Here is a 19,367-nt window from a genome sequence, read left to right as displayed (position 1 = left end):
GTTATTATGGGCTTTCGGCGCGGGTCCTGTGCCGGCCGATGGGCAGCATCATCGGCCGCCCCGAAACCGGATCGGTCACGATCCGGCTTGTAAGCCCGAAGACCTGGTGAACCGTCCGCTCGACAAGCACGTCTTCGGGGGGGCCTTGGACCAGCAGCTGCCCATGGCGCAGCGCCACAAGGTGATCGGCATAACGGGCCGCCAAATTCAGGTCATGCAGGACCATGACGATGGTGGTGCCACGCCGCGCGTTCAGGTCGCAAAGCAGATCCAGGAGTTCGATCTGGTGCGACACGTCAAGAAACGTCGTCGGCTCGTCCAGCATCAGCAGGTCGGTGTCCTGGGCCAATGCCATGGCGATCCAAGCTCTCTGCCGTTGGCCGCCCGAAAGCTCGTCCACTGACCGGTCAGCGAGGTCCGACATCCTGGTGGCATCCAGGGCGGCAGCGACGGCTTCGTCATCTGTCCGCCTCCACCGCGACACCAGCCCCTGATGCGGATGTCGGCCCCGGCTGACCAGATCCGCAACCGTGATCCCCTCGGGCGCCACGGGTGACTGCGGCAGAAGGCCAAGGACGCGGGCCAGCGCGCGCGTCGGCATGCGGTGGATCGAGCCGCCATCCAGCGTCACCTGTCCGGCATCGGGCCGCAGCAGGCGCGACATGACCCGCAGCAGGGTGGACTTGCCGCAGGCGTTCGCGCCCACGATGGCCGTGATCTGGCCAGGCAGCAGGTCGAGGTTCAGGCCCTGGAGGATAGGCGTGCCGCCGTACCCGGCGGTCAGCTCCGTGACGCTCAGTTGGTGATCGACGGTCAAAGCGTTCCTCCGGTCCGGTTGGCGCGGATGATGAGAAAGATCAGGAAGGGTGCCCCCAGGGCTCCGGTGACGACGCCGACGGGATAACGACCGGGAAGCAGGAACTGGCCTGCATAATCCCCTGTCAGAACCAGCAAGGCACCGACCAGTGCTGCCGGCACCAGCACCGACCCATGAGACCCGACGACCCGGGCGGCTATCGGACCAGACAGGAAGGCCGTAAAGGCGATCGGACCCGTCGTCGCGGTTGCGACCGCGATCAGGCCGACCGCGCCCAAAATGACCGTCATGCGTGTCATCCCGACACGAACGCCCAAGGCCGAGGCCACGTCGTCGCCCATCCGCAGCATCTCGAGGTCGCGGCTGCGGGCCAGCAGCAAGCCGCCCAGGACCAGCAGCACCAGCAGAAGAAGGCCGGCTTGGTCAAGCCGCGCGCCGTTGACGCTGCCCGTCAACCAGCGCATCGCCTCTTGAAGGTCCCATGCCGGGGCACGTGCCAAGGCATAAGCAATGAAGCTGTGGATCATCGCCGAAATCCCGATCCCCACCAGGATCAGCCGCGAGCCCGCGACCCCGCCCTTGAAGGACAGTGCATAGATCAGCAGCGCAACCCCCAGGCCCGCCGCAATGGCGATCCCGGAAACGCTGGCGCCGTCCAGCGACAGGAACACGATCGCGAAAACGGCGGCGGCACTGGCCCCCGCGCTGATCCCGATGATGTCGGGACTGGCCAGCGGGTTGCGCAGCATGACCTGAAATGCCGCGCCTCCCATGCCGAAGCACATGCCTGCCAAGATCGAGATCACCGCGCGCGGCAGCCGCAATTGCCCGACGGTGAAGCTGGCGCCGGCCACGTCCCCGCCCAGCAGGACCCGCAGGACATCGGCAGGGGGCGTGACGCTCTGGCCCAGCATCAGGGCCAGCAGGAAGCAGACGGCCAGCAGGGCCAGCAGACCGCCGATCATGGCTCGACGCCAGCCTCTTCGCAGCCTGCGGCCGCGTTGCAGGATGCCGATGGTCGTGCTGGTCATAGTTCGCGCACTCGCTGGCGGCGAACGATCCAGATGAAGACCGGCGCACCGACCAATGCAGTGACGATGCCGACGTCAAGCTCGCTTGGCCGCGCCACCAGGCGCCCGACGATGTCGGACAGGATCAGCAGCGCCGCACCACCAAGCGCCGAAGCCGGCAGCAGCCACCGATAGTCGCCGCCCAGCATCAGCCGGCACACATGCGGCACCACCAGACCTACGAAGCCGATGGGACCGCAGATGGCGGTCGTCGCCCCGCACAGCAGCACCGCCCCAAGCGCAACCACGCCACGCGCCAGCGCCACGCGCTCTCCCAGCCCGGCCGCGACCTCGTCGCCCATGGCCAGCAGGTTCAGCTTGCGCCCCGACAGCTGCGCGATGAGGAAGCCTGCCAGCAGGAACGGCAGCACCAGCCATATCCGATCGAAGGTCGCCCCGCCGACGCCGCCCACCTGCCAGGACCGAACGCCGCCCGAGATGTCGGCCCGCGGCAGCACCACCGCCAATGTCAGCGAAGAGAAAGCGACCGAGGTTGCCGCGCCGGCCAACGCCAGCTTCAGCGGCGTCGGACCGCCACGGCCGAGGGAGCCGACGACATAGACGAAAGTTGCCGTGACAGCGGCGCCGAGGACGGCCACCCAGACGAAGGACGCCGCCGCACTCATCCCGAACCAGGCCAGGCCGATGACGACCGCCAATGCTGCGCCGTTGTTGATACCGAGGATGCCCGGATCGGCCAGAGGATTCCGCGTCACGCCCTGCATCATCGCCCCAGAAAGGCCGAGGGCGGCCCCGGCAAGCCCGGCAAGCATGGTCCGTGGGATGCGCAGGGCAACGGCTGCCTGTCCGATGGTTTCTGTGCCGCCCTGCAGTCCTGCCAGAAGGTCCGTCCATGCTACGATACGCGTGCCCACAGCCGTCGACAACAGCCCCAACACGACCACCGCTACGGCCAACGCCAGCAGCGTCGCCGCCCGTCCTGCGGCGGCCCGTCCTGCGGGGCGGCCCTCAAGCGCAAGCGCCTCGGTCATTCGCCGGCGCTGGCAGCTTCCGCCAGCATGGCGACATAATCATCCAGCACCCACGAGATCGAGAGCGGCGTCGGGTTTGCCCCCGTGCCGACGGCGTCATTGCCCAGCATGACCAACGCCCCGTTCGCCACGGCCGGCATGTGCGACACCAGCGGATCGGCCAGCAGCCGTTCCCGCAGATCAGAGCTTCCGTAGGACACGAAGATGTCCACGTCCTCGAAGCTGTCGATCAGTTCTGCACTCACTTCGCCGGAATATTGGCCCGGCTGCGTTGCCTCCTGCACACTGGCGGGCATCGTCAGGCCGAGGTCCTGGAAGAACTTCACGCGCGTATCGTTGGCCGAATAGAAGCGGATTACGCTCAGGTCGGTGCTGTCCAGATGCGTGATGAACATCGCGGACTTTCCCTCTAACTCGGGATATCCGGCCAGCGTGTCCTGGATCTCGCGTTCCAGGCGCGAGATCAGCTCCTCCCCCTCGGATGCCATGCCCATTCCCGCTGCGTTCAACCGGATCATTTCGCGCCAGTCGGTGGACCAGGCTGCTTCGGGATAAGCGACGACCGGCGCAATCTGGCTCAGCATGTCGTAGTCGGTCTGGCTGAGCCCCGAATATGCCGCAAGGATGACGTCGGGATCGCTGGCGGCCACTGCCTCGAAATCGATCCCGTCGCCTTCGTCGAACAGGGGTGGAGCCTCAGCGCCAAGCTCGTCCAGCCGCGCCTCGACCCAGGGAAGCAGGCCGTCGCCGTCCTCGTCCCCGAAGCCCGCGGCAGCAAAGCCGACCGGAACGATCCCAAGAGCCAGCGGCACCTCGTGGTTGGCCCATGCGACCGTGGCAACCCTTTCGGGCCGCTCGGGAAGGACCGTTTGGCCGAAGGCATGCTCGATGACCAAAGGATAGGAGTTCTCTTGCGCGGCTGCTCCAGTCACCGCAAGGGCTGATAGAAGCGGGACCAGCGCAAGAACAAGGTGATGCGTCACAAGTAGTTCCTTACTGTTTCAGTCGACCTTCCACGCCTGCGCTGGTGTGTCAAGATCTATGCCGCAGCTACTTTGTCCGCATCGCCGGCATGCCAGATGACCGCTCTCGGAAGCCGGAGTGCAACTGTCGCCCAAGGACTAAGCCGCTCCGCGGCACTGGCGCCTTTGGCGAACGTTCGGCGCCGCTTTCACAGTAGCTCTATGTTTGAAGCCTATCCGGGCTGACGATCGGGGTCTTCCTCCTTCATCAGACAGGAGGTTCACATGACGGAGGAACGAACCACCCCGCTTCGGCAGCGGATGATCGAAGACATGCGCATCCGTGGCATGGGCGAGAAGGCTCAGCAGGCTCATATCCGTGCCGTCAAGGATTTCGCAGCCTTTCTGAAGAGCTCGCCCGACACGGCCACGCCGGAAGAGTTGCGGGCTTATCAATTGGACATGACTGATACGGGGGTCACGCCCTCGACCTTCAACGCCCGCATTGTGGCGCTGCGGTTCTTCTTTGGCATGACCTGCGGGCGCGAAGAGATGAAGCGGTTCATGCAGTTCCGGACCGAGCCGCGCCGGTTGCCCGTGGTTTTCAGCGTGGAGGAGGTGTCCGACATTCTGATGGCAGCACCCGGACCGGGTCTGAAGTATCGGGCGGCTCTCAGCATCTCCTATGGTGCCGGACTGCGTTCGGCCGAGGTGTGCAATCTCAGGATCGGCGACATCGACAGCGACCGGATGCTGATCCATGTCGAGCAAGGCAAGGGCAAGAAGGACCGCAAGGTCATGCTGTCGCCTAGCCTGCTGGAGCTGTTGCGCACCTACTGGCGCGAGGCGCGTCCTGACGGCTGGCTCTTCCCGGGCCTGCCAAGGATTAGCCCGATCTCTCCGCGACAACTGCACCGGGCATTCACCTCGGCCAAGAACATGGCGGGGATCAAAAGGCCGCCACGCTGCACACCCTGCGCCACAGCTTTGCGACTCATCTGCTGGAAGCGAACACCGACGTGCGGGTGATCCAAGTGTTGTTGGGACATGCCAAGCTCAGCACCACCGCCCAATACACCCATGTCGCCACGAAGACGATCCGGGACACTGTCAGCCCCTTCGAGATGCTCTCGAAGCTGCAGGACCGCACAATCGAGCGAAGTCTGGAGTGACCCGCGCCGGGCGTGCCCCGGCCCAGGCTGGAGATCGCTGACATCTTCCGCGTCCATGGGCCTGCGTGGCGGCAGGCCAATGCGGGTCATGTCAGCCGGACCCAGCTCAAGGTGATGTCGGCGATCGAGGCCTGCCGGACCGAGGCGCTTGGGCCAGGCACGTGGCGGCGTGTGGCAAGTCCAGCCACCAGCACATCGCCTACAATTCCTGCAAGAACCGGCACTGCCCCAAGTGCCAGGGTCCGGCGGCGCGTGACTGGATGGCAGCGCGCGCTCAGGACTTGCTGCCGGTCGAGTATTTCCACGTGGTCTTCACCCTGCCGGCCCAGATCGCGCAGATCGCATTTTGGAACAAGAAGGCGGTCTATGACCTGCTATTCCGCGCCTCGGCCGAGACGGTGATGACCATCGCCGCCGATCCCAAGCGTCTCGGCGCAAAGGTCGGCATGACGGCGGTGCTGCATACCTGGGGCTCGGCGCTGATCCACCATCCCCATATCCACATGATCGTCCCCGGCGGCGGCCTGTCGCCGGACGGCACCAAGTGGATCGCCTGTAAGCCCGGCTTCTTTGTCCACGTGCAAGTGCTGTCGCGGCTCTTTCGCCGCTTCTTTCTGGATGGGTTGCTCGCCCTTCATCGCACCGGGCAGTCGGTCTTCTACGGTGACCTGGCTCAGCTGAAAGAAACCAGGGCCTTGGCCACGTGGCTTGCCCCGTTCCGCAAGATCGAACGGGTGGTTTACGCCAAACCACCTTTTGGTGGCCCCAAAGCAGTGTTGGCATATCTGAGCCGCTATACCCACCGTGTGGCCATCTCGAACAGCCGACTGGTCAGCGCCGATGCCAGGACCGTTGCCTTCCGCTGGAAGGATTACCGCACCCGACAAAGCGACCGCCATAAGATCATGCGGCTGGCTACCCATGAGTTCATCCGCCGTTTCCTGATCCACGTCCTGCCCGACGGGTTTCACCGCATCCGGCATTACGGCCTGCTCGCCAGCACCAGCCGAAAGGTCAGCATTGCAAAGATCCGAAGCCTGCTCGGGGAGGCGCAACCCGAGCCAGCACCTCAGGTCGCCGTTGAGGTCATCCCTCTTACCCTGCGTGAACCGTGCCCCTGCTGCGGCGGCCCGATGCGGATCATCGAGATCTTCCGGCGCGGGCAGAAGCCGCAGTCACCGGAACCGCAACGCGAGCAGGCAGCATGATGATACGCCCATCACCTTGGCCGATCCGCCGCCGGTTCTGCATCAGACGCCGGACTGTCGGTGCTTGCCCAGGGCTGCTCATTCGGTGGAAAATGGGCGCAATGCACCATCATCAGGATCTGTATGCCCCCGCATTCCTCGATGATAGGGCCGCGCGCGTGCCGCCTCTACACCTGGGGGGCTTGCCAGATGCAATGGCGGCTCCCACCGGAAGCACTCTTTCCCATAGGTGGCGCCAAGCTCCTCGCGGCTTCGTCCTTGGGAGGTTTGCCAACGCGGGCCGCCCGAACACTAGGCGCCACCCTCACGCCACGGCCCGCATCGGAAAACCTTCACCAAAGCGGCATTCACCGTCGCGGCAGCGACTTGCCACAGGCAGCGTCCGCTATTCGAGACGGATCGGCCAATGACCGGAGCGGATTTTCCTGCCGGCATCTGGAAGGCGCCGACAAAAAGTGCCGTGCCCAAACCGATGGCTGCGGGTCACCTAGCAGGGTGCTGACCCGGTCGACGATTTAGATGGTTTCCCGGCTAGGCGATCGACGAAGATCATGGTCGGGTCCTCCAGGGCTCGAGGCTTGGGTGCCTGATGCCCCGTCTGTGGTCACGCCCTCAGAAGCCGGGGTAGCGATGTCTTTATCGAGATTGGCAAGCGCGTCATCCACGACCTGTCGGATCTTGTGCAGCGTGTCGCACAGGAATGCGCTCCTCAAGATCAACACAGCTGAACAGCGACGGGCGTAGCTCTGGCGCAGATCGATCCTGGCTTCTTTCGCCAACCCCACCAGCCGTGCGCGCGCCCGCTCGGAAAGCCGCGCATCCGGGGGATGGGCGATGGCTTTTTCCATCACGGTTGTGTCGACCGCGACCCGCTTCAGGCTCTTGTCGCCGCCCGCGCCGGCGGCTCGGCCTGCTTCAAGGGGTCCTGATCAGCAGCCACTCCACTCCTTCCTCGCCGATCCGCTTGCGCCAGCGCACCAGCGACGAGGGATCGATCGGCGGGCGGTGCCGGAAGAACGTCTCGCCGGTGAAGTGCTGATGATACGGGTTCTCGACCCAACGGGCGACGACGGCCTCGTCCGACAGCTTGAAGGCATGCTGGCGATACATCAGCCCCGCCACCAGGCGCGGCGACGGCGCAGGCCGACCCTGATGCGACGGGAAGAAGCGCGCCCCCCGATCGATCAGTGCCGCAGGCTTCACCGACTCGTGGCGGGTGTCGACCAGTCGGGGGCGGAGCAGGTCATCCTGTTCAGGAGCACGAAAATGGGGCTTCATCGGCGACCGGATCGCAAGGCTTCTGGCCAAGCATACGAAACCCTGCGATTCAACGCGAGCAAATCCGCAGCTTCATCGCGCAAAATCAACGAGCCAAGTGTTGTTCAGGCCGGACAAAGCGCGACAGGTGACGGGTGATTTCAACCATACGAGAGATTTGGTGTGTAATACCGCAAGGACTACACGCTCTCAAACTCAAGGCAAGCTCTACGATAGAACAGCCTACGGAGTTAGGGGGTGAGAGGCTGGACAACGACCCAAACGGGACCCGTTACGGCTGCTTCCTTCCGGACCTGACCGAGTTGGCGGGGCGTCCGCCCGCGCCAACCTCTCGATGCGTGACATAAGGCGCGCGGCTGCGGGATGCAAGCCCTGTCCCGCCGCAACCCGAGCCTCAGAGATACAGCCTGATCCGGGCGAAACCTTCGGGCGACAGACCTGCAGGCTCTGACCGGCACGAGGCCGGCAGGGGGCGGCCGAGGGCCGCCGGCGCAGTCTCGAAGATGACGGTCGCATTTGCCTGCGGAACGAAGCGCCAATGCGGCTTTTCGGGGATCCGGACCCGCCGCTGTTGCCGGACATATCGGCGCAGCACGTCCAGCGTCATCGCGTCCCGCGCCAGTGCCACCGCATCCGGCGACACGAGCGGGCTGAAGAGGCCGCAGGTTGCCAGCCGATACGAGTTGGTCGCCAGGATGAACTCTTGATCCTCTGCCACCGGGCGGCCGCGCCAGCGCAGGTCGCCGATCCGGCGCCCCTCGGGCGAGGCCAGGCTGCCCTCAGGGTGGAACCGCGCGGGCTGCGACAGGTCGATCCGCCACTCAACGCCCTCGATGACGTCGAAGTTGTAGGCCGGGAAGTCGGGGTTCAGCAGGGGCTGGTCAGGGGCGTCTGGGAACACCCTGTTGAAAATGCTGGCAGAGCGTTCCAGCCAGTCGCGAATCTGGCTTCCCGTCAGCCGGACGGCCGCGACGCGGTTCGGGAAGGAATAGACATCCGCCAGGTGACGCTGGTCCATCCGTCCTGCCGGGACGTCGGTGAAATGGTCGGCCCCGCCGCGTCCCCCCGCACGGTAGGGCGCCGCCGCCGACAGGACCGGCAGATGTGCAAGCCTCGTCCTCGACAGGCGCTGCCTGACGTGCCACCGCTGCGCCCGGTTCACCAGCCGCAGCGCCGCATCGTAGCCGATCAGCGAAAAGTGGCTGCTGAGAGCCGTCTCGGTCCGCCCGATGCGCATGCCCAGCTGCCTCAGCGTGCAGCGATGGGCAGAGTTGACCGGCCGCACCACCAAGGGCGAGGCCGGCGTGCCCGGGGCCACAGGCTCGGCCCGGACGCGAAAGTCCGAGATGCGAAACGCGCCGTTCTCGTCGATGCTGAAGTCCAGGTCGATCACCCCGACATGCGACCCGGCAAATCCTGGCATCACGGCGGGCTTGCCCGCAAGCGTGCCGCGGGCCGCGTCGATGCCCTCGCGGCCGTGCCAGCGAGGTGACGGAAACACCTCGTGCGTATGGCCGGCGATCACGACGTCGATCCCCTGCAGCCCCGCCAGCGCCGTTGCCGCATGCTCCATCCTGGGGAACGGGTCGGGCGCGCCGATCCCGCTATGGGCAAGTGCGACGACCAGGTCCACCCCCATGCCGCGCAGGCGGGGCACCAGCTGGCGAGCGGTGGCGATGATGTCCGCGCTGCGCATCTCGTCGCGCAGGTCCTGGTCCCATTCGTCCGTCTGCGGCGGAAGAAACCCGATCACCCCGATCCGCAGGATACGGTGCCGCCCGTCAGGGCCGGTCAGGCGGCGCTCGATGACCGTGTGGCTGGCAAAAGCCGATCCGTGGCGCAGCGAGAGGTTCGCGGCCAGCATCGGGAAATCTGCTTGCGCGACGACACGACGAAGGTACGTCAGCCCGAAGTTGAAGTCGTGGTTGCCAAGCGCGGCCGCGTCGTAGCCGAGCGCATTCATTGCGGCAATCGCCGGATGCGCCGAACCGCCCTGAACAGTGCTCCGCGCAAGGACGTCGCCCATTGGCCCCCCCTGCAGGAAGTCGCCGTTGTCCAGCAGGATCGACGTCTCGGTCTCGTTCCGGAGCCGGGAGATCAGCGTGGCGGTGCGCGCAAGGCCCAAGCCCTCGACCGGCCGGTTCGCAAGGTAATCGAATGGCAGAAGGTGCATGTGCACGTCGCTGGTGGCGAGGATCCGCAGACGCATGGGTGTAGCCGTACCGTCCTGCGCGTCACCTTGCGGAGTGGCCGTCGCTATAGATTGACCTGGGCCATCACCTGGCCGTGCGTGTAGGGTCATGTCCGTCAACTGCCCGGATGAGGCCATCTTGTCCCATGGTTAGCGCGGCAAAGGCAAGGACGACAACCGGAGATTGCAGTTTAACGAATTTTACATGGATAGCGGGAGAGATTCGATCTAATCTGCACATAAGAATCGGAATGCCAAAGCCGATATGTCACATTTGTGACTCGTGCCGAGTGGGGGGCGAAGAATGCTGATGACCTGGTTGAACACGAATGCCGATCTGGACTATCAGCCGGTGGCGGTTTCTGGTTTCCAAGATGCTTCGAGCAAGGTCAGCGGGTTGTTACGCATGAAGTTCTCGACACGCCTCGACGGCGAGCTTCCAGCCGACAAATTGTTTGCCGCAATCGGTAATTTCGACGCAATGGAACGTCTGCTGATCGGTCGGGGTGCAAGCGTGGCCCGCATCGATCCGGCTCAAGAGCCGGGGATCGGCATGGGATGGAACATCGGCTTCGATTGGCGCGGTCGCGCCCGCAGCCTGAGGCTGGCCGTCACCCGCTTCGACCGGCCCGAACTGCTGACGATGGTCGGGCGGTCCGAGGCGGTCGACGTGGCCGTCAATGCGACCGTGGTTGCGCTCAGCCGAGCCAGATCGCGCCTGATCTTCGAGACCGAGGTTCGGCCGCGAAACATGAAGGCGCGACTGATGCTTCAGACGGCCAAGCTGGGCAAGGCGCAGCTGGACCGTCGCTACCAGAACCGCATCCGCGAATTCGTCGACCAGATGAGCGGGCAGGTCGCCTGACGCGTCAGTCCGCCGCCTGCCGCTGCGCTTCGCGCAGGGGATCGGCCGGATAGACGCCCAACACGTTCAGGCTGGACGTGAAATAGGACAGCTCGTCCATCGCCAGCCGGACATTCGCGTCCCCGGGGTGTCCCTCGATATCGGCATAGAACTGGGTCGCGGTGAAGACGCCATCTACCATGTAGCTTTCCAGCTTGGTCATGTTGACGCCGTTCGTGGCAAACCCGCCCATCGCCTTGTAGAGCGCGGCAGGAATGTTGCGCACCCGGAAGACGAAACTGGTCAGCATCCGGTCGGCACGACGGCTGAAATCGGGCTCGCGCGACATGATCAGGAAGCGCGTCGTGTTGTTCTGTCGATCCTCGATCTCGTCGGCCAGGCGGTCGAGGCCGTAGATCTCGCCCGCAAGGGGCGCCGCGAGGGCCGCCAGCGACGGAATGCCGCGCTGCGCCACGTCCTTGGCCGATCCGGCCGTGTCGCCACCCGTCATCGGGCGGATGCCGTGACGGCGCAGAAAGCCGCGGCACTGGCCCAGAAGGACCGTGTGGCTCATGGCGTCGGTGACGTCCACGAGCCGCGTTCCGGGCACGGCGAGCAGGCTGATATGAACGCGCACAAAGGCTTCATCCACGATGTGCAGGCCGGATTCGGGCAGCAAATGGTGGATATCGGCCACCCGACCATAGGTTGAGTTCTCGACCGGCAGCATGGCCAGGTCGGCCTCGCCGGCGCGCACGGCTTCGATGACATCCTCAAAGGTGCGGCAGGGCAGCGGGTCCATCTGGGGCCGGGCGGAGCGGCAGGCTTCGTGGCTGTAGGCGCCGGGTTCTCCCTGAAAGGCGATACGATTCGTCGTCATGGCAAGGTTCCCCGCGTCTGCGAATTTTGGAGGTGCCGGGGTAACTACACCTTGAACCTTCAAAGTGAAAGCGGATACATACCGCTCGACTTGACGAGCTTACCAAGGCGGGGACCGCACGCGATGTTCAACACCATGACCCTGACCAAGGCAGCCGGAGCCTTCATCGGCGCGCTGCTGTTCCTGATGCTGGCCAACTGGGGCGCGTCGGCTCTGTTCCACGTCGGCCCGGCCGGGCACGGCGGGGGCCATGGCGAGGAAGAGATCGCGCAGGCCTACACGATTCCCGTTCCCGAAGCCGCCGAAGGCGGCGCCGAGGAAGAACCCGAAATCAACTTCGACGAACTGATGGCATCTGCCGATGCCGCCGCGGGTGAACGTGAATGGGCGAAATGCCGGTCCTGCCACGCGCTTGACGGCAGCGACGGCGTCGGCCCGCACCTGAACGGCGTCGTCGGCCGCGAAGTCGCAAGCGTCGCGGGCTTCGGCTATACCGACGCGATGGTCGCCCATGCCGCCGAGGCACCGGTTTGGGACCCGAACGCCATCCAGCACTTCATCGAGAACCCCCGCGGCGTCGTTCCCGGCACCGCCATGAGCTTCGCAGGTCTCAAGGACCCTCAGGCGCGTGCAAACCTGATCGCCTATCTGCAGTCGAACTCCTGATCGCCGGACATCGGATGAAGAGGCGTCGCCTTTCGGGCGGCGCCTTTCTTGTTGGCAGGGCGGGGCAGGCGTCAACGGATGCTCACGAAAACGCGGCTTGAGGGGCGGGGTCGGCTGGCCTAGCCTGCCGCAACGTCTGAAGGAGCCTGCCCCATGCGCCATGCCGCCCTCTCTGCCGCCGTTCTTGCTGCCCTGGCCATCGCGGCCCCGATCCACGCGCAGGACCCGGCCCGGACCAGCGAAGACGGCAAGGTCATTCGGGCGCATGGCGTCTCGATCTTCGATGAACTGGCACTGTCCGTCGACTTCGACCACCTGCCTTACGTGAACCCCGACGCGCCCAAGGGGGGTGAGATCTCTCAGTCGATCCCCAATTCCAGCGGCTTCGACAACTACAACCCCTTCACCTTCCGTGGCCGGGCGGCTGCCCTGTCGACGATCATGCTTGAATCGGTCCTGACTGTCCCCGCGAATGAGGTCGGCGCGGCCTACTGCCTGCTCTGCGAGACGATCGAATATCCCGAAAGCCGCGACTGGGTAATCTTCAACCTGCGCCCGGAGGTTAGGTTCAGCGACGGCACGCCGCTGACCGCGCATGACATCCTCTTCAGCTACGAGACGTTGCGCGACAAGGGCCTGTCCAGCTTTCGCACCGTCATCGGTCAGCAGGTCGCCAAGGCCGAGGTGCTGGACGACCACCGCATCCGCTTCGACTTCACCGCCGACTATCCACGCCGCGACCTGATCCAGTCGGTTGGCAGCCTGCCGGTCTTCAGCCGCGCCGACTTTGAGGCCAACGATCGCGACCTGGAACAGACGATGCAGGAGCCCTTCGTCGGATCCGGCCCCTATGTCTTCGACCGAGCGGACCTGAACCGTAACGTCAGCTATCGCCGCGACACGGATTATTGGGGCGCGGACCTCGCGATCAACCGCGGTCGTTTCAACTTCGACCGCATCCGGTACGAGTACTTCTCGGACTATGACGCCGCGTTCGAGGCGTTCAAGGCCGGCGAATACACCTTCCGCCGAGAGGTCAGCAGCATCATCTGGGCGACGCGCTATGATTTTCCTGCCGTCCAGAACGGCTGGGTCAAGATGGAGACGCTGCCCGACGGCAACATCGCCTCGGGGCAGGCTTGGGTGCTGAACCTGCGCAAGCCCAAGTTCCAGGACCCCCGCGTCCGCGAGGCGATCGGTCTGGCCTTCAACTTCGAGTGGTCCAACAAGTCGCTGTTTTATGGCCTCTACGACCGCGTCGACAGTTTTTGGGAAAACAGCGACCTCGAAGCCACCGGCACACCTTCGGAGGGCGAACTGGCGTTGCTGGAGCCGCTGGCGGCGGACCTGCCCGAGGGCATCCTGACGGATGAGGTCGTGACCGCCCCCGAAAGCGGCGCCCGCCAGACAGACCGCCCGAACCTGCGCCGCGCCGCGCAGTTGCTGAACGACGCGGGCTGGGTGACTGGAGACGACGGCCTGCGCCGCAACGAGGCGGGCGAGGTCCTGACGCTGGAGATCCTGAACGACAGCCAGACGTTCGACCGCGTGATCAATCCCTTCGTCGAAAATCTTCGCGCACTTGGGGTCGACGCCCGCAACGCTCGCGTGGACAACGCCGAATACGAAAATCGCCGCCGCAGCTTCGACTTCGACATGATCGGCGACCACCTGGGCCAGTCCGAGATCCCGGGTGCAGGGCTTCAGCAGTATTTCGGCTCCGCGAACGTGGGCGACGTCTTCAACTCGATGGGGCTGGCCAACCCGGCGATCGACGCACTGATCAAGAACGTCGAGGAGGCCGATACGCAGGACGAACTGACAACCGGCGTGCATGCTCTGGACCGGGCGCTGCGCAGCCTGCATTTCTGGGTGCCGCAGTGGTACAACGCCAACCACCTGGTCGCCTATTACGACATGTTCGGCCGCCCCGAGGAACTGCCGCCCTATGCCTTGGGCGAGCTGGATTTCTGGTGGTACGACGACGAGAAGGCCGAGGCTCTGCGCGCGGCCGGCGCCCTGCGGAACTGAGCTTGATTTCCGGGGCGGGATTGCCGACAAGACGCATCAACCAGACGGGGCCGTCAAGGCCCCCGTATTCCCGCCAGGGCGGCAGAGGGGCAGGCTGATGGGCGCCTATATCCTGCGGCGTTTGCTGCTGATCATCCCGACGCTGATCGGCATCATGCTGGTCAACTTCACGCTGACTCAGTTCGTGCCCGGGGGTCCTATCGAACAGATCGCCGCGCAGATACAGGGCGAGGGCGACGCCTTCCGCAACATTTCTGGCGGCGGCGCCGAGGCAGGTCAGCAGGCCGCGCCGTCCGGGTATGAAGGCGCGCAGGGTTTGCCGCCGGAATTCATCGCGCAGCTGGAAAAGGAATTCGGCTTCGACAAGCCGCCGGTCGAACGCTTTCTGACGATGCTGTGGAATTATCTTCGGTTCGACTTCGGCACGTCCTGGTTCCGATCGGTCAGCGTCATTGACCTGGTGATCGAGAAGATGCCGGTGTCGATCACTCTCGGGCTGTGGTCCACGGTGATCGCCTATGTGATCTCGATCCCGCTCGGCATCCGCAAGGCGACGCGGGACGGGACGCGCTTCGACACCTGGACCTCGGGCGTGATCATCATGGCCTATGCGATCCCGGCCTTCCTGTTCGCGGTCATGCTGATGGTGCTGTTCGCCGGCGGCAGTTACTGGCAGATCTTTCCGTTGCGCGGCCTGACCAGTGACAACTTTGCGGACCTGTCCACCTGGGGCAAGATCAAGGACTATGTCTGGCACGCGACCCTGCCGGTGCTGGCCGCCACGATCAGCAGCTTTGCCACGCTGACGCTTCTGACCAAGAACAGCTTTCTGGACGAGATCAACAAGCAGTACGTGATGACCGCCCGCGCCAAGGGTCTGGCCGAGCGCCGCGTTCTTTATGGTCACGTCTTCCGCAACGCCATGCTGATCGTGATAGCGGGATTTCCAGCGGTGTTCCTGGGCGTGTTCTTCGGCTCGTCCATCCTCATCGAGACAGTCTTCTCGCTCGACGGTCTGGGACGGCTTGGCTTCGAGGCGGCGGTCCAGCGCGACTACCCGGTAATCTTCGGCACGCTCTATGTCTTTGGCCTGCTGTCGCTGGTCATCGGCATCCTGTCGGACCTGATGTATGTCTTCGTCGATCCTCGGATCGACTTCGAGAAAAGGGCCGGCTGATGGCGATGTCGGAACTGAACCGCCGCCGCTGGCGCAGCTTCCGCCGGAACGGTCGCGCCTTCTGGTCGCTGGTGATCTTCAGCGTCCTGTTCGTCGTCGCGATGTTCGCCGAGGTGGTGGCCAACGACAAGCCGATCGTCGTCAGATATCGCGGCGATCTGTATTGGCCCGCCTATAACTTCTATCCCGAAACCGCCTTCGGTGGCGATTTCGGAACCGAGGCGATCTATCGCGATCCGGCAGTCCAATGCCTGATCGTGTCGGGCGGCAGCCAGGACTGCTGGGACGATCCGGAAGGCCTGATCGAGACCATCGACACCGGCGCCAGCGAGATCCCCGAAGCCGAGCGGGGTTGGATGATCTGGCCGCCGATCCCCTACCACTACCGCACGATCAACAATGTCGGCACCGCGCCAAGCGTCCCCGATGCGGATCACTGGCTGGGCACCGACGACACCGCGCGCGACGTGCTGGCCCGCGTGATCTATGGCTTCCGCACATCGATCCTGTTCACGCTGATCGTGACGGTGGTGGCATCCACCATCGGCATCGCGGCGGGGGCGATTCAAGGCTATTTCGGCGGGCGCACCGACCTCGTCTTCCAACGGGTGCTGGAGATCTGGGCCTCGACCCCCGGTCTTTACGTCATCATCATCCTGTTCGCGATCCTGGGACGCAGCTTCTGGCTTCTGGTCTTCGTGACGATCCTGTTCGGCTGGCCCGCGCTGGTGGGCGTCGTCCGGGCCGAGTTCCTGCGTGCGCGGAACTTCGAATATGTTCGGGCAGCCCGTGCGCTTGGGGTCAGCGACCGCAAGATCATGTTCCGCCATATCCTGCCCAACGCGATGGTCGCCACGCTGACCATGCTGCCCTTCGTCGTGACCGGCACGATCAGCGGCCTCGCGGCGCTGGACTATCTGGGCTACGGCCTGCCCGCCGGATCGGCGTCGCTGGGCGAGATGGCGCTGCAGGCCAAGCAGAACCTGCAGGCGCCCTGGCTGGCCTTCACCGCATTCTTCACCTTTGCGATCATGCTGTCGTTGCTGGTCTTCATCTTCGAGGGCGTCCGCGACGCTTTCGACCCGCGAAAGACGTTCCGATGAGCCGCCCTGACGACAAGGGCACGTTGCCGCCCACCGTCCTGATGACCGCCGCGCCAGCGCCCGCGCACGAGGATCACGGCCCCGGAGTGCCTGGTCATCCCGAGGGGCATCCGGCACCCTCACCCACCGCGCCTGCGGACGCGGTGCTGGCCGTTTGCGACCTGCGCATCGGCTTCCGTTCCGAAGGGAAGGTCGTGCCCGCCGTCAGGGGCGTCAGCTTCCACATCGGCAAAGGCGAGACCGTGGCGCTGGTGGGCGAATCCGGGTCGGGAAAGTCGATCACGGCACTGTCCACGGTGCAGCTTCTGGGCCCATCGGCCGTGGTCGAGGGCTCGGTCCGCTATGACGGGCGCGAAATGGTCGGCGCCCCCGAACGCACCTTGCGAGAGATCCGTGGCAACGACATCAGCTTCATCTTTCAAGAGCCGATGACCTCGCTGAACCCGCTGCACACGCTGGAAAAGCAGCTTTCGGAAAGCTTGGCGCTGCACCAGGGGTTGACCGGGGCCAAGGCGCGGGCGCGGATCGTCCAGCTGCTGACGCGTGTCGGTATCCGCGACCCCGAAAGCCGGCTGGCCGATTACCCCCACCAGCTGTCCGGTGGGCAGCGGCAGCGCGTGATGATCGCGATGGCGCTGGCCAACGGTCCGGACCTGCTGATAGCGGACGAGCCTACGACTGCGCTGGACGTGACCATCCAGGCACAGATCCTGGAACTGCTGGCCGAACTGAAGACGGCCGAGGGCCTGTCGATGCTGTTCATCAGCCACGACCTGGGCATCGTGCGCCGCATCGCCGACCGCGTCTGCGTCATGAAGGACGGAGAGATCGTCGAACAGGGCCCGGTCGAGCAGATCTTCCGCGACCCGCGCCACCTTTATACACAAAAGCTGCTGCATGCCGAACCGCAGGGCCGGGCCCAGCCCGTGGCCCCCGATGCGCCCGTGCTGGTCGAGACGCGGGACCTGAAAGTCTGGTTCCCCATCCAGCGCGGCCTGCTGCGCCGCACTGTTGGGCATGTGAAGGCCGTGAACGGCGCCACCCTGTCCCTGCGGGCAGGCGAGACGCTTGGCGTGGTGGGCGAATCCGGCAGCGGCAAGACCACGCTGGCGCTGGCGATCATGCGGCTGATCGAAAGCGACGGCCCGATCCTCTTCATGGGGCAGGACATCCAGGGCTGGGGCGGGGGGCAGCTGCGCCGCCTGCGCCGCGACATGCAGATCGTGTTCCAGGACCCTTATGGCAGCCTCTCCCCGCGCATGACGGTCGAACAGATCATCACCGAGGGGCTGGGTGTCCACGGCATCGACAAGTCCCGCGACCGCCGCGCCCTGGTCAGCGAGATCATGGCCGAGGTCGGGCTGAACCCCGAGATGATGCACCGCTATCCCCATGAATTCAGCGGCGGCCAGCGCCAGCGCATCGCCATCGCCCGGGCCATGATCCTGCGCCCCAAGGTGGTCGTTCTGGACGAACCGACCAGCGCGCTGGACATGACCGTGCAGGTGCAGATCGTGGACCTCTTGCGCGACCTGCAGCGCCGGCACGGACTGGCCTTCCTGTTCATCAGCCACGACCTGCGCGTGGTTCGCGCGATGGCCCATCACATCATGGTCATGCGCGCAGGCGAAGTGGTCGAGCAGGGCGACGTGGCGCAGATCTTCGATCATCCGCAGCAGGACTATACCCGCGCGCTTCTGAAGGCGGCCTTTCCGGACGCGTGATGAAGATCCTCTTCGTGCATCAGAACTTTCCGGGCCAGTTCCCGCACCTGGCCCCGGCCCTTGTCGCGCGTGGTCACGAGGTGCTGGCCCTGACGGATGAAAAGAACCAGCGTCCCAGCCCGGTCACGACCCTGCGCTACAAGTCGCCAGAGACGGTGCAGACCGACAGCGCGCTTGGCCGCAGCTTCGCCCAGAACGCCGAGCGCGGCCTTCTGGCGGCGCGCGGCGCGCGGGCGATGCGGGACCGCCACGGCTTTCATCCCCACATCATCATCGGTCACCCCGGCTGGGGCGAGACGCTGTTCCTGAAGGAGATCTGGCCGCACGCCACGCTGCTGGTATATGCTGAGCTGATGTATCGCACCCGCGGCCACGATGTCGGCTTCGACCCCGAGATCAGCCCTGACAGCGACGAGTCGCGCTTCATGACGGTCGCCCGGTCGGCCCACCTGGTCCAGAGCATCGTGCAGGCGGACGCGGCCATCTCGCCGACGCGGTACCAGGCTGACAGCTTTCCGCCAGAGCTGCGCGGCAAGATCGCGGTCATCCATGACGGCATCGACACCTCGGCGGTCGCGCCGGACCCGGAGGCGCAGCTGACCCTGCCGAACGGGCGCGTGCTGCGGGCGGGTGACGAGGTTCTCAGCTTCGTGTCGCGGTCGCTGGAGCCTTACCGAGGTTTCCACGTCTTCATGCGGGCGCTGCCGCAGGTCCTGGCGGCCCGACCGGATGCGCAGGTCGTCCTGGTCGGGGCCGAGGGTACCAGCTATGGCGGCAAGCCGAAGAACGCCGGCAGCTGGAAGCAGGCGCTGCTGTCAGAGGTCGGGGCGCAGCTGGACCTGTCGCGTGTCCACTTTCTGGGCCGGGTGCCCTATGGCACCTACCTGTCGCTGCTGCGCGTGGCGCGGGTGCATTGCTATCTGACCTATCCTTTCGTGCTGTCCTGGTCGCTGACCGAGGCGATGGCGGCGGGGGGCTACGTGGTCGGCTCTGACACCGAGCCTGTGCGAGAGCTGATCCGCGACGGGCAGAACGGCCGGCTGGTGCCGTTCTTCGACCTTGCCGCGCTGTCGGCGGCCCTTGTCCGGGGCCTTGAGGGCGATCCAGATGCCCCGGCCATTCGCGAGGCTGCCCGGCAGACGATCCTGTCGGGCTATGACCTGAGAGCCAACAGCCTGCCCCGGCAGATTGCCTGGGTGGAAAGCCGGGGCGCGATGCGCTAAATCCCTGCGACGATATGAAAGGGGCCCGC

At 65.2% G+C, this 19,367-nt stretch carries 13 protein-coding genes, 1 other RNA gene and 3 pseudogenes; 9 read left to right on the top strand and 8 right to left on the bottom strand.

Annotated elements, in window-relative coordinates:
- Window positions 1-4 precede the first annotated feature (4 nt).
- The 4 genes from OC159_RS07105 to OC159_RS07090 are packed head-to-tail and all read right to left on the bottom strand — an operon-like array spanning window position 5 to window position 3,862.
- A complete protein-coding gene (locus OC159_RS07105) occupies window positions 5-817 on the bottom strand; it encodes an ABC transporter ATP-binding protein (protein ID WP_265500457.1) in 813 nt (270 codons plus the stop codon).
- Entirely contained in the window at window positions 814-1,848 is a 1,035-nt protein-coding gene (locus OC159_RS07100) for a FecCD family ABC transporter permease (RefSeq protein WP_407674069.1), read from the bottom strand. The genes OC159_RS07105 and OC159_RS07100 overlap by 4 nt, the downstream gene beginning before the upstream one ends.
- Complete coding sequence (locus OC159_RS07095) at window positions 1,845-2,879, bottom strand: FecCD family ABC transporter permease (protein ID WP_265500455.1); 1,035 nt, start codon at window positions 2,877-2,879, stop codon at window positions 1,845-1,847. The genes OC159_RS07100 and OC159_RS07095 overlap by 4 nt, the downstream gene beginning before the upstream one ends.
- Window positions 2,876-3,862: an iron-siderophore ABC transporter substrate-binding protein gene (locus OC159_RS07090; RefSeq protein WP_407674068.1), complete on the bottom strand. Its 987-nt coding sequence runs from the start codon at window positions 3,860-3,862 to the stop codon at window positions 2,876-2,878. Before OC159_RS07090 ends, OC159_RS07095 begins: the two co-directional genes overlap by 4 nt.
- A gap of 264 nt (window positions 3,863-4,126) precedes the next feature.
- Between OC159_RS07090 and OC159_RS07085 the strand changes: the two are divergent.
- Window positions 4,127-5,013: pseudogene (locus OC159_RS07085) on the top strand (tyrosine-type recombinase/integrase).
- Between the two features lie 12 nt (window positions 5,014-5,025).
- Window positions 5,026-6,221 (top strand): annotated as a pseudogene (locus tag OC159_RS07080) (IS91 family transposase).
- A gap of 734 nt (window positions 6,222-6,955) precedes the next feature.
- Here the strand turns inward: OC159_RS07080 and OC159_RS07075 are convergent.
- The 3 genes and pseudogenes from OC159_RS07075 to OC159_RS07065 all read right to left on the bottom strand — a co-directional run.
- Window positions 6,956-7,499: pseudogene (locus tag OC159_RS07075) on the bottom strand (transposase); the annotation flags it as partial.
- 236 nt (window positions 7,500-7,735) lie between these two features.
- Window positions 7,736-7,832: signal recognition particle sRNA small type (gene ffs / locus OC159_RS07070), an RNA gene on the bottom strand.
- Between the two features lie 61 nt (window positions 7,833-7,893).
- On the bottom strand, window positions 7,894-9,708 hold the full coding sequence (locus tag OC159_RS07065) for a bifunctional 2',3'-cyclic-nucleotide 2'-phosphodiesterase/3'-nucleotidase (RefSeq protein WP_265500454.1): 1,815 nt from the start codon (window positions 9,706-9,708) through the stop codon (window positions 7,894-7,896).
- 292 nt (window positions 9,709-10,000) lie between these two features.
- Here OC159_RS07065 and OC159_RS07060 point away from each other — a divergent pair, with 292 nt between their 5' ends.
- A complete protein-coding gene (locus tag OC159_RS07060; protein ID WP_265500453.1) occupies window positions 10,001-10,555 on the top strand; it encodes a hypothetical protein in 555 nt (184 codons plus the stop codon).
- Window positions 10,556-10,559: 4 nt separating this feature from the next.
- On the opposite strand, the gene OC159_RS07055 is transcribed toward OC159_RS07060, so the two are convergent.
- Window positions 10,560-11,414 carry a prephenate dehydratase gene (locus OC159_RS07055; protein ID WP_265500452.1) on the bottom strand — a complete coding sequence of 285 codons (855 nt, stop codon included), beginning with the start codon at window positions 11,412-11,414 and terminating at the stop codon, window positions 10,560-10,562.
- Window positions 11,415-11,537: 123 nt separating this feature from the next.
- On the opposite strand from OC159_RS07055, the gene OC159_RS07050 reads away from it, so the two are divergent.
- The 6 genes from OC159_RS07050 (at window position 11,538) to OC159_RS07025 (ending at window position 19,338) form a co-directional block, all read left to right on the top strand.
- Window positions 11,538-12,080: a c-type cytochrome gene (locus OC159_RS07050; protein ID WP_265500451.1), complete on the top strand. Its 543-nt coding sequence runs from the start codon at window positions 11,538-11,540 to the stop codon at window positions 12,078-12,080.
- Between the two features lie 153 nt (window positions 12,081-12,233).
- Entirely contained in the window at window positions 12,234-14,111 is a 1,878-nt protein-coding gene (locus OC159_RS07045) for an extracellular solute-binding protein (RefSeq protein WP_265500450.1), read from the top strand.
- 97 nt (window positions 14,112-14,208) lie between these two features.
- Complete coding sequence (locus OC159_RS07040) at window positions 14,209-15,288, top strand: microcin C ABC transporter permease YejB (protein ID WP_265500449.1); 1,080 nt, start codon at window positions 14,209-14,211, stop codon at window positions 15,286-15,288.
- Entirely contained in the window at window positions 15,288-16,391 is a 1,104-nt protein-coding gene (locus OC159_RS07035) for an ABC transporter permease (RefSeq protein WP_265500448.1), read from the top strand. Before OC159_RS07040 ends, OC159_RS07035 begins: the two co-directional genes overlap by 1 nt.
- Window positions 16,388-18,115 (top strand): ABC transporter ATP-binding protein, encoded by a 1,728-nt coding sequence (locus OC159_RS07030; protein WP_265500447.1) that lies wholly within the window; start codon window positions 16,388-16,390, stop codon window positions 18,113-18,115. The genes OC159_RS07035 and OC159_RS07030 overlap by 4 nt, the downstream gene beginning before the upstream one ends.
- Complete coding sequence (locus OC159_RS07025) at window positions 18,115-19,338, top strand: glycosyltransferase (protein ID WP_265500446.1); 1,224 nt, start codon at window positions 18,115-18,117, stop codon at window positions 19,336-19,338. Before OC159_RS07030 ends, OC159_RS07025 begins: the two co-directional genes overlap by 1 nt.
- Window positions 19,339-19,367: the final 29 nt, after the last annotated feature.

Source organism: Paracoccus beibuensis (genome assembly GCF_026162625.1).
Classification (GTDB): domain Bacteria; phylum Pseudomonadota; class Alphaproteobacteria; order Rhodobacterales; family Rhodobacteraceae; genus Paracoccus; species Paracoccus beibuensis.
This window is presented reverse-complemented; position numbering and strand designations above follow the sequence as displayed.

Bases quoted from the DNA above. Each gene is read 5' to 3' on its own strand.
- OC159_RS07100 (WP_407674069.1), bottom strand. From the start codon at position 1,848: ATGACCAGCACGACCATCGGCATCCTGCAACGCGGCCGCAGGCTGCGA.
- OC159_RS07095 (WP_265500455.1), bottom strand. From the start codon at position 2,879: ATGACCGAGGCGCTTGCGCTTGAGGGCCGCCCCGCAGGACGGGCCGCC.
- OC159_RS07065 (WP_265500454.1), bottom strand. From the start codon at position 9,708: ATGCGTCTGCGGATCCTCGCCACCAGCGACGTGCACATGCACCTTCTG.
- OC159_RS07060 (WP_265500453.1), top strand. From the start codon at position 10,001: ATGACCTGGTTGAACACGAATGCCGATCTGGACTATCAGCCGGTGGCG.
- OC159_RS07055 (WP_265500452.1), bottom strand. From the start codon at position 11,414: ATGACGACGAATCGTATCGCCTTTCAGGGAGAACCCGGCGCCTACAGC.
- OC159_RS07050 (WP_265500451.1), top strand. From the start codon at position 11,538: ATGTTCAACACCATGACCCTGACCAAGGCAGCCGGAGCCTTCATCGGC.
- OC159_RS07045 (WP_265500450.1), top strand. From the start codon at position 12,234: ATGCGCCATGCCGCCCTCTCTGCCGCCGTTCTTGCTGCCCTGGCCATC.
- OC159_RS07040 (WP_265500449.1), top strand. From the start codon at position 14,209: ATGGGCGCCTATATCCTGCGGCGTTTGCTGCTGATCATCCCGACGCTG.
- OC159_RS07035 (WP_265500448.1), top strand. From the start codon at position 15,288: ATGGCGATGTCGGAACTGAACCGCCGCCGCTGGCGCAGCTTCCGCCGG.
- OC159_RS07030 (WP_265500447.1), top strand. From the start codon at position 16,388: ATGAGCCGCCCTGACGACAAGGGCACGTTGCCGCCCACCGTCCTGATG.
- OC159_RS07025 (WP_265500446.1), top strand. From the start codon at position 18,115: ATGAAGATCCTCTTCGTGCATCAGAACTTTCCGGGCCAGTTCCCGCAC.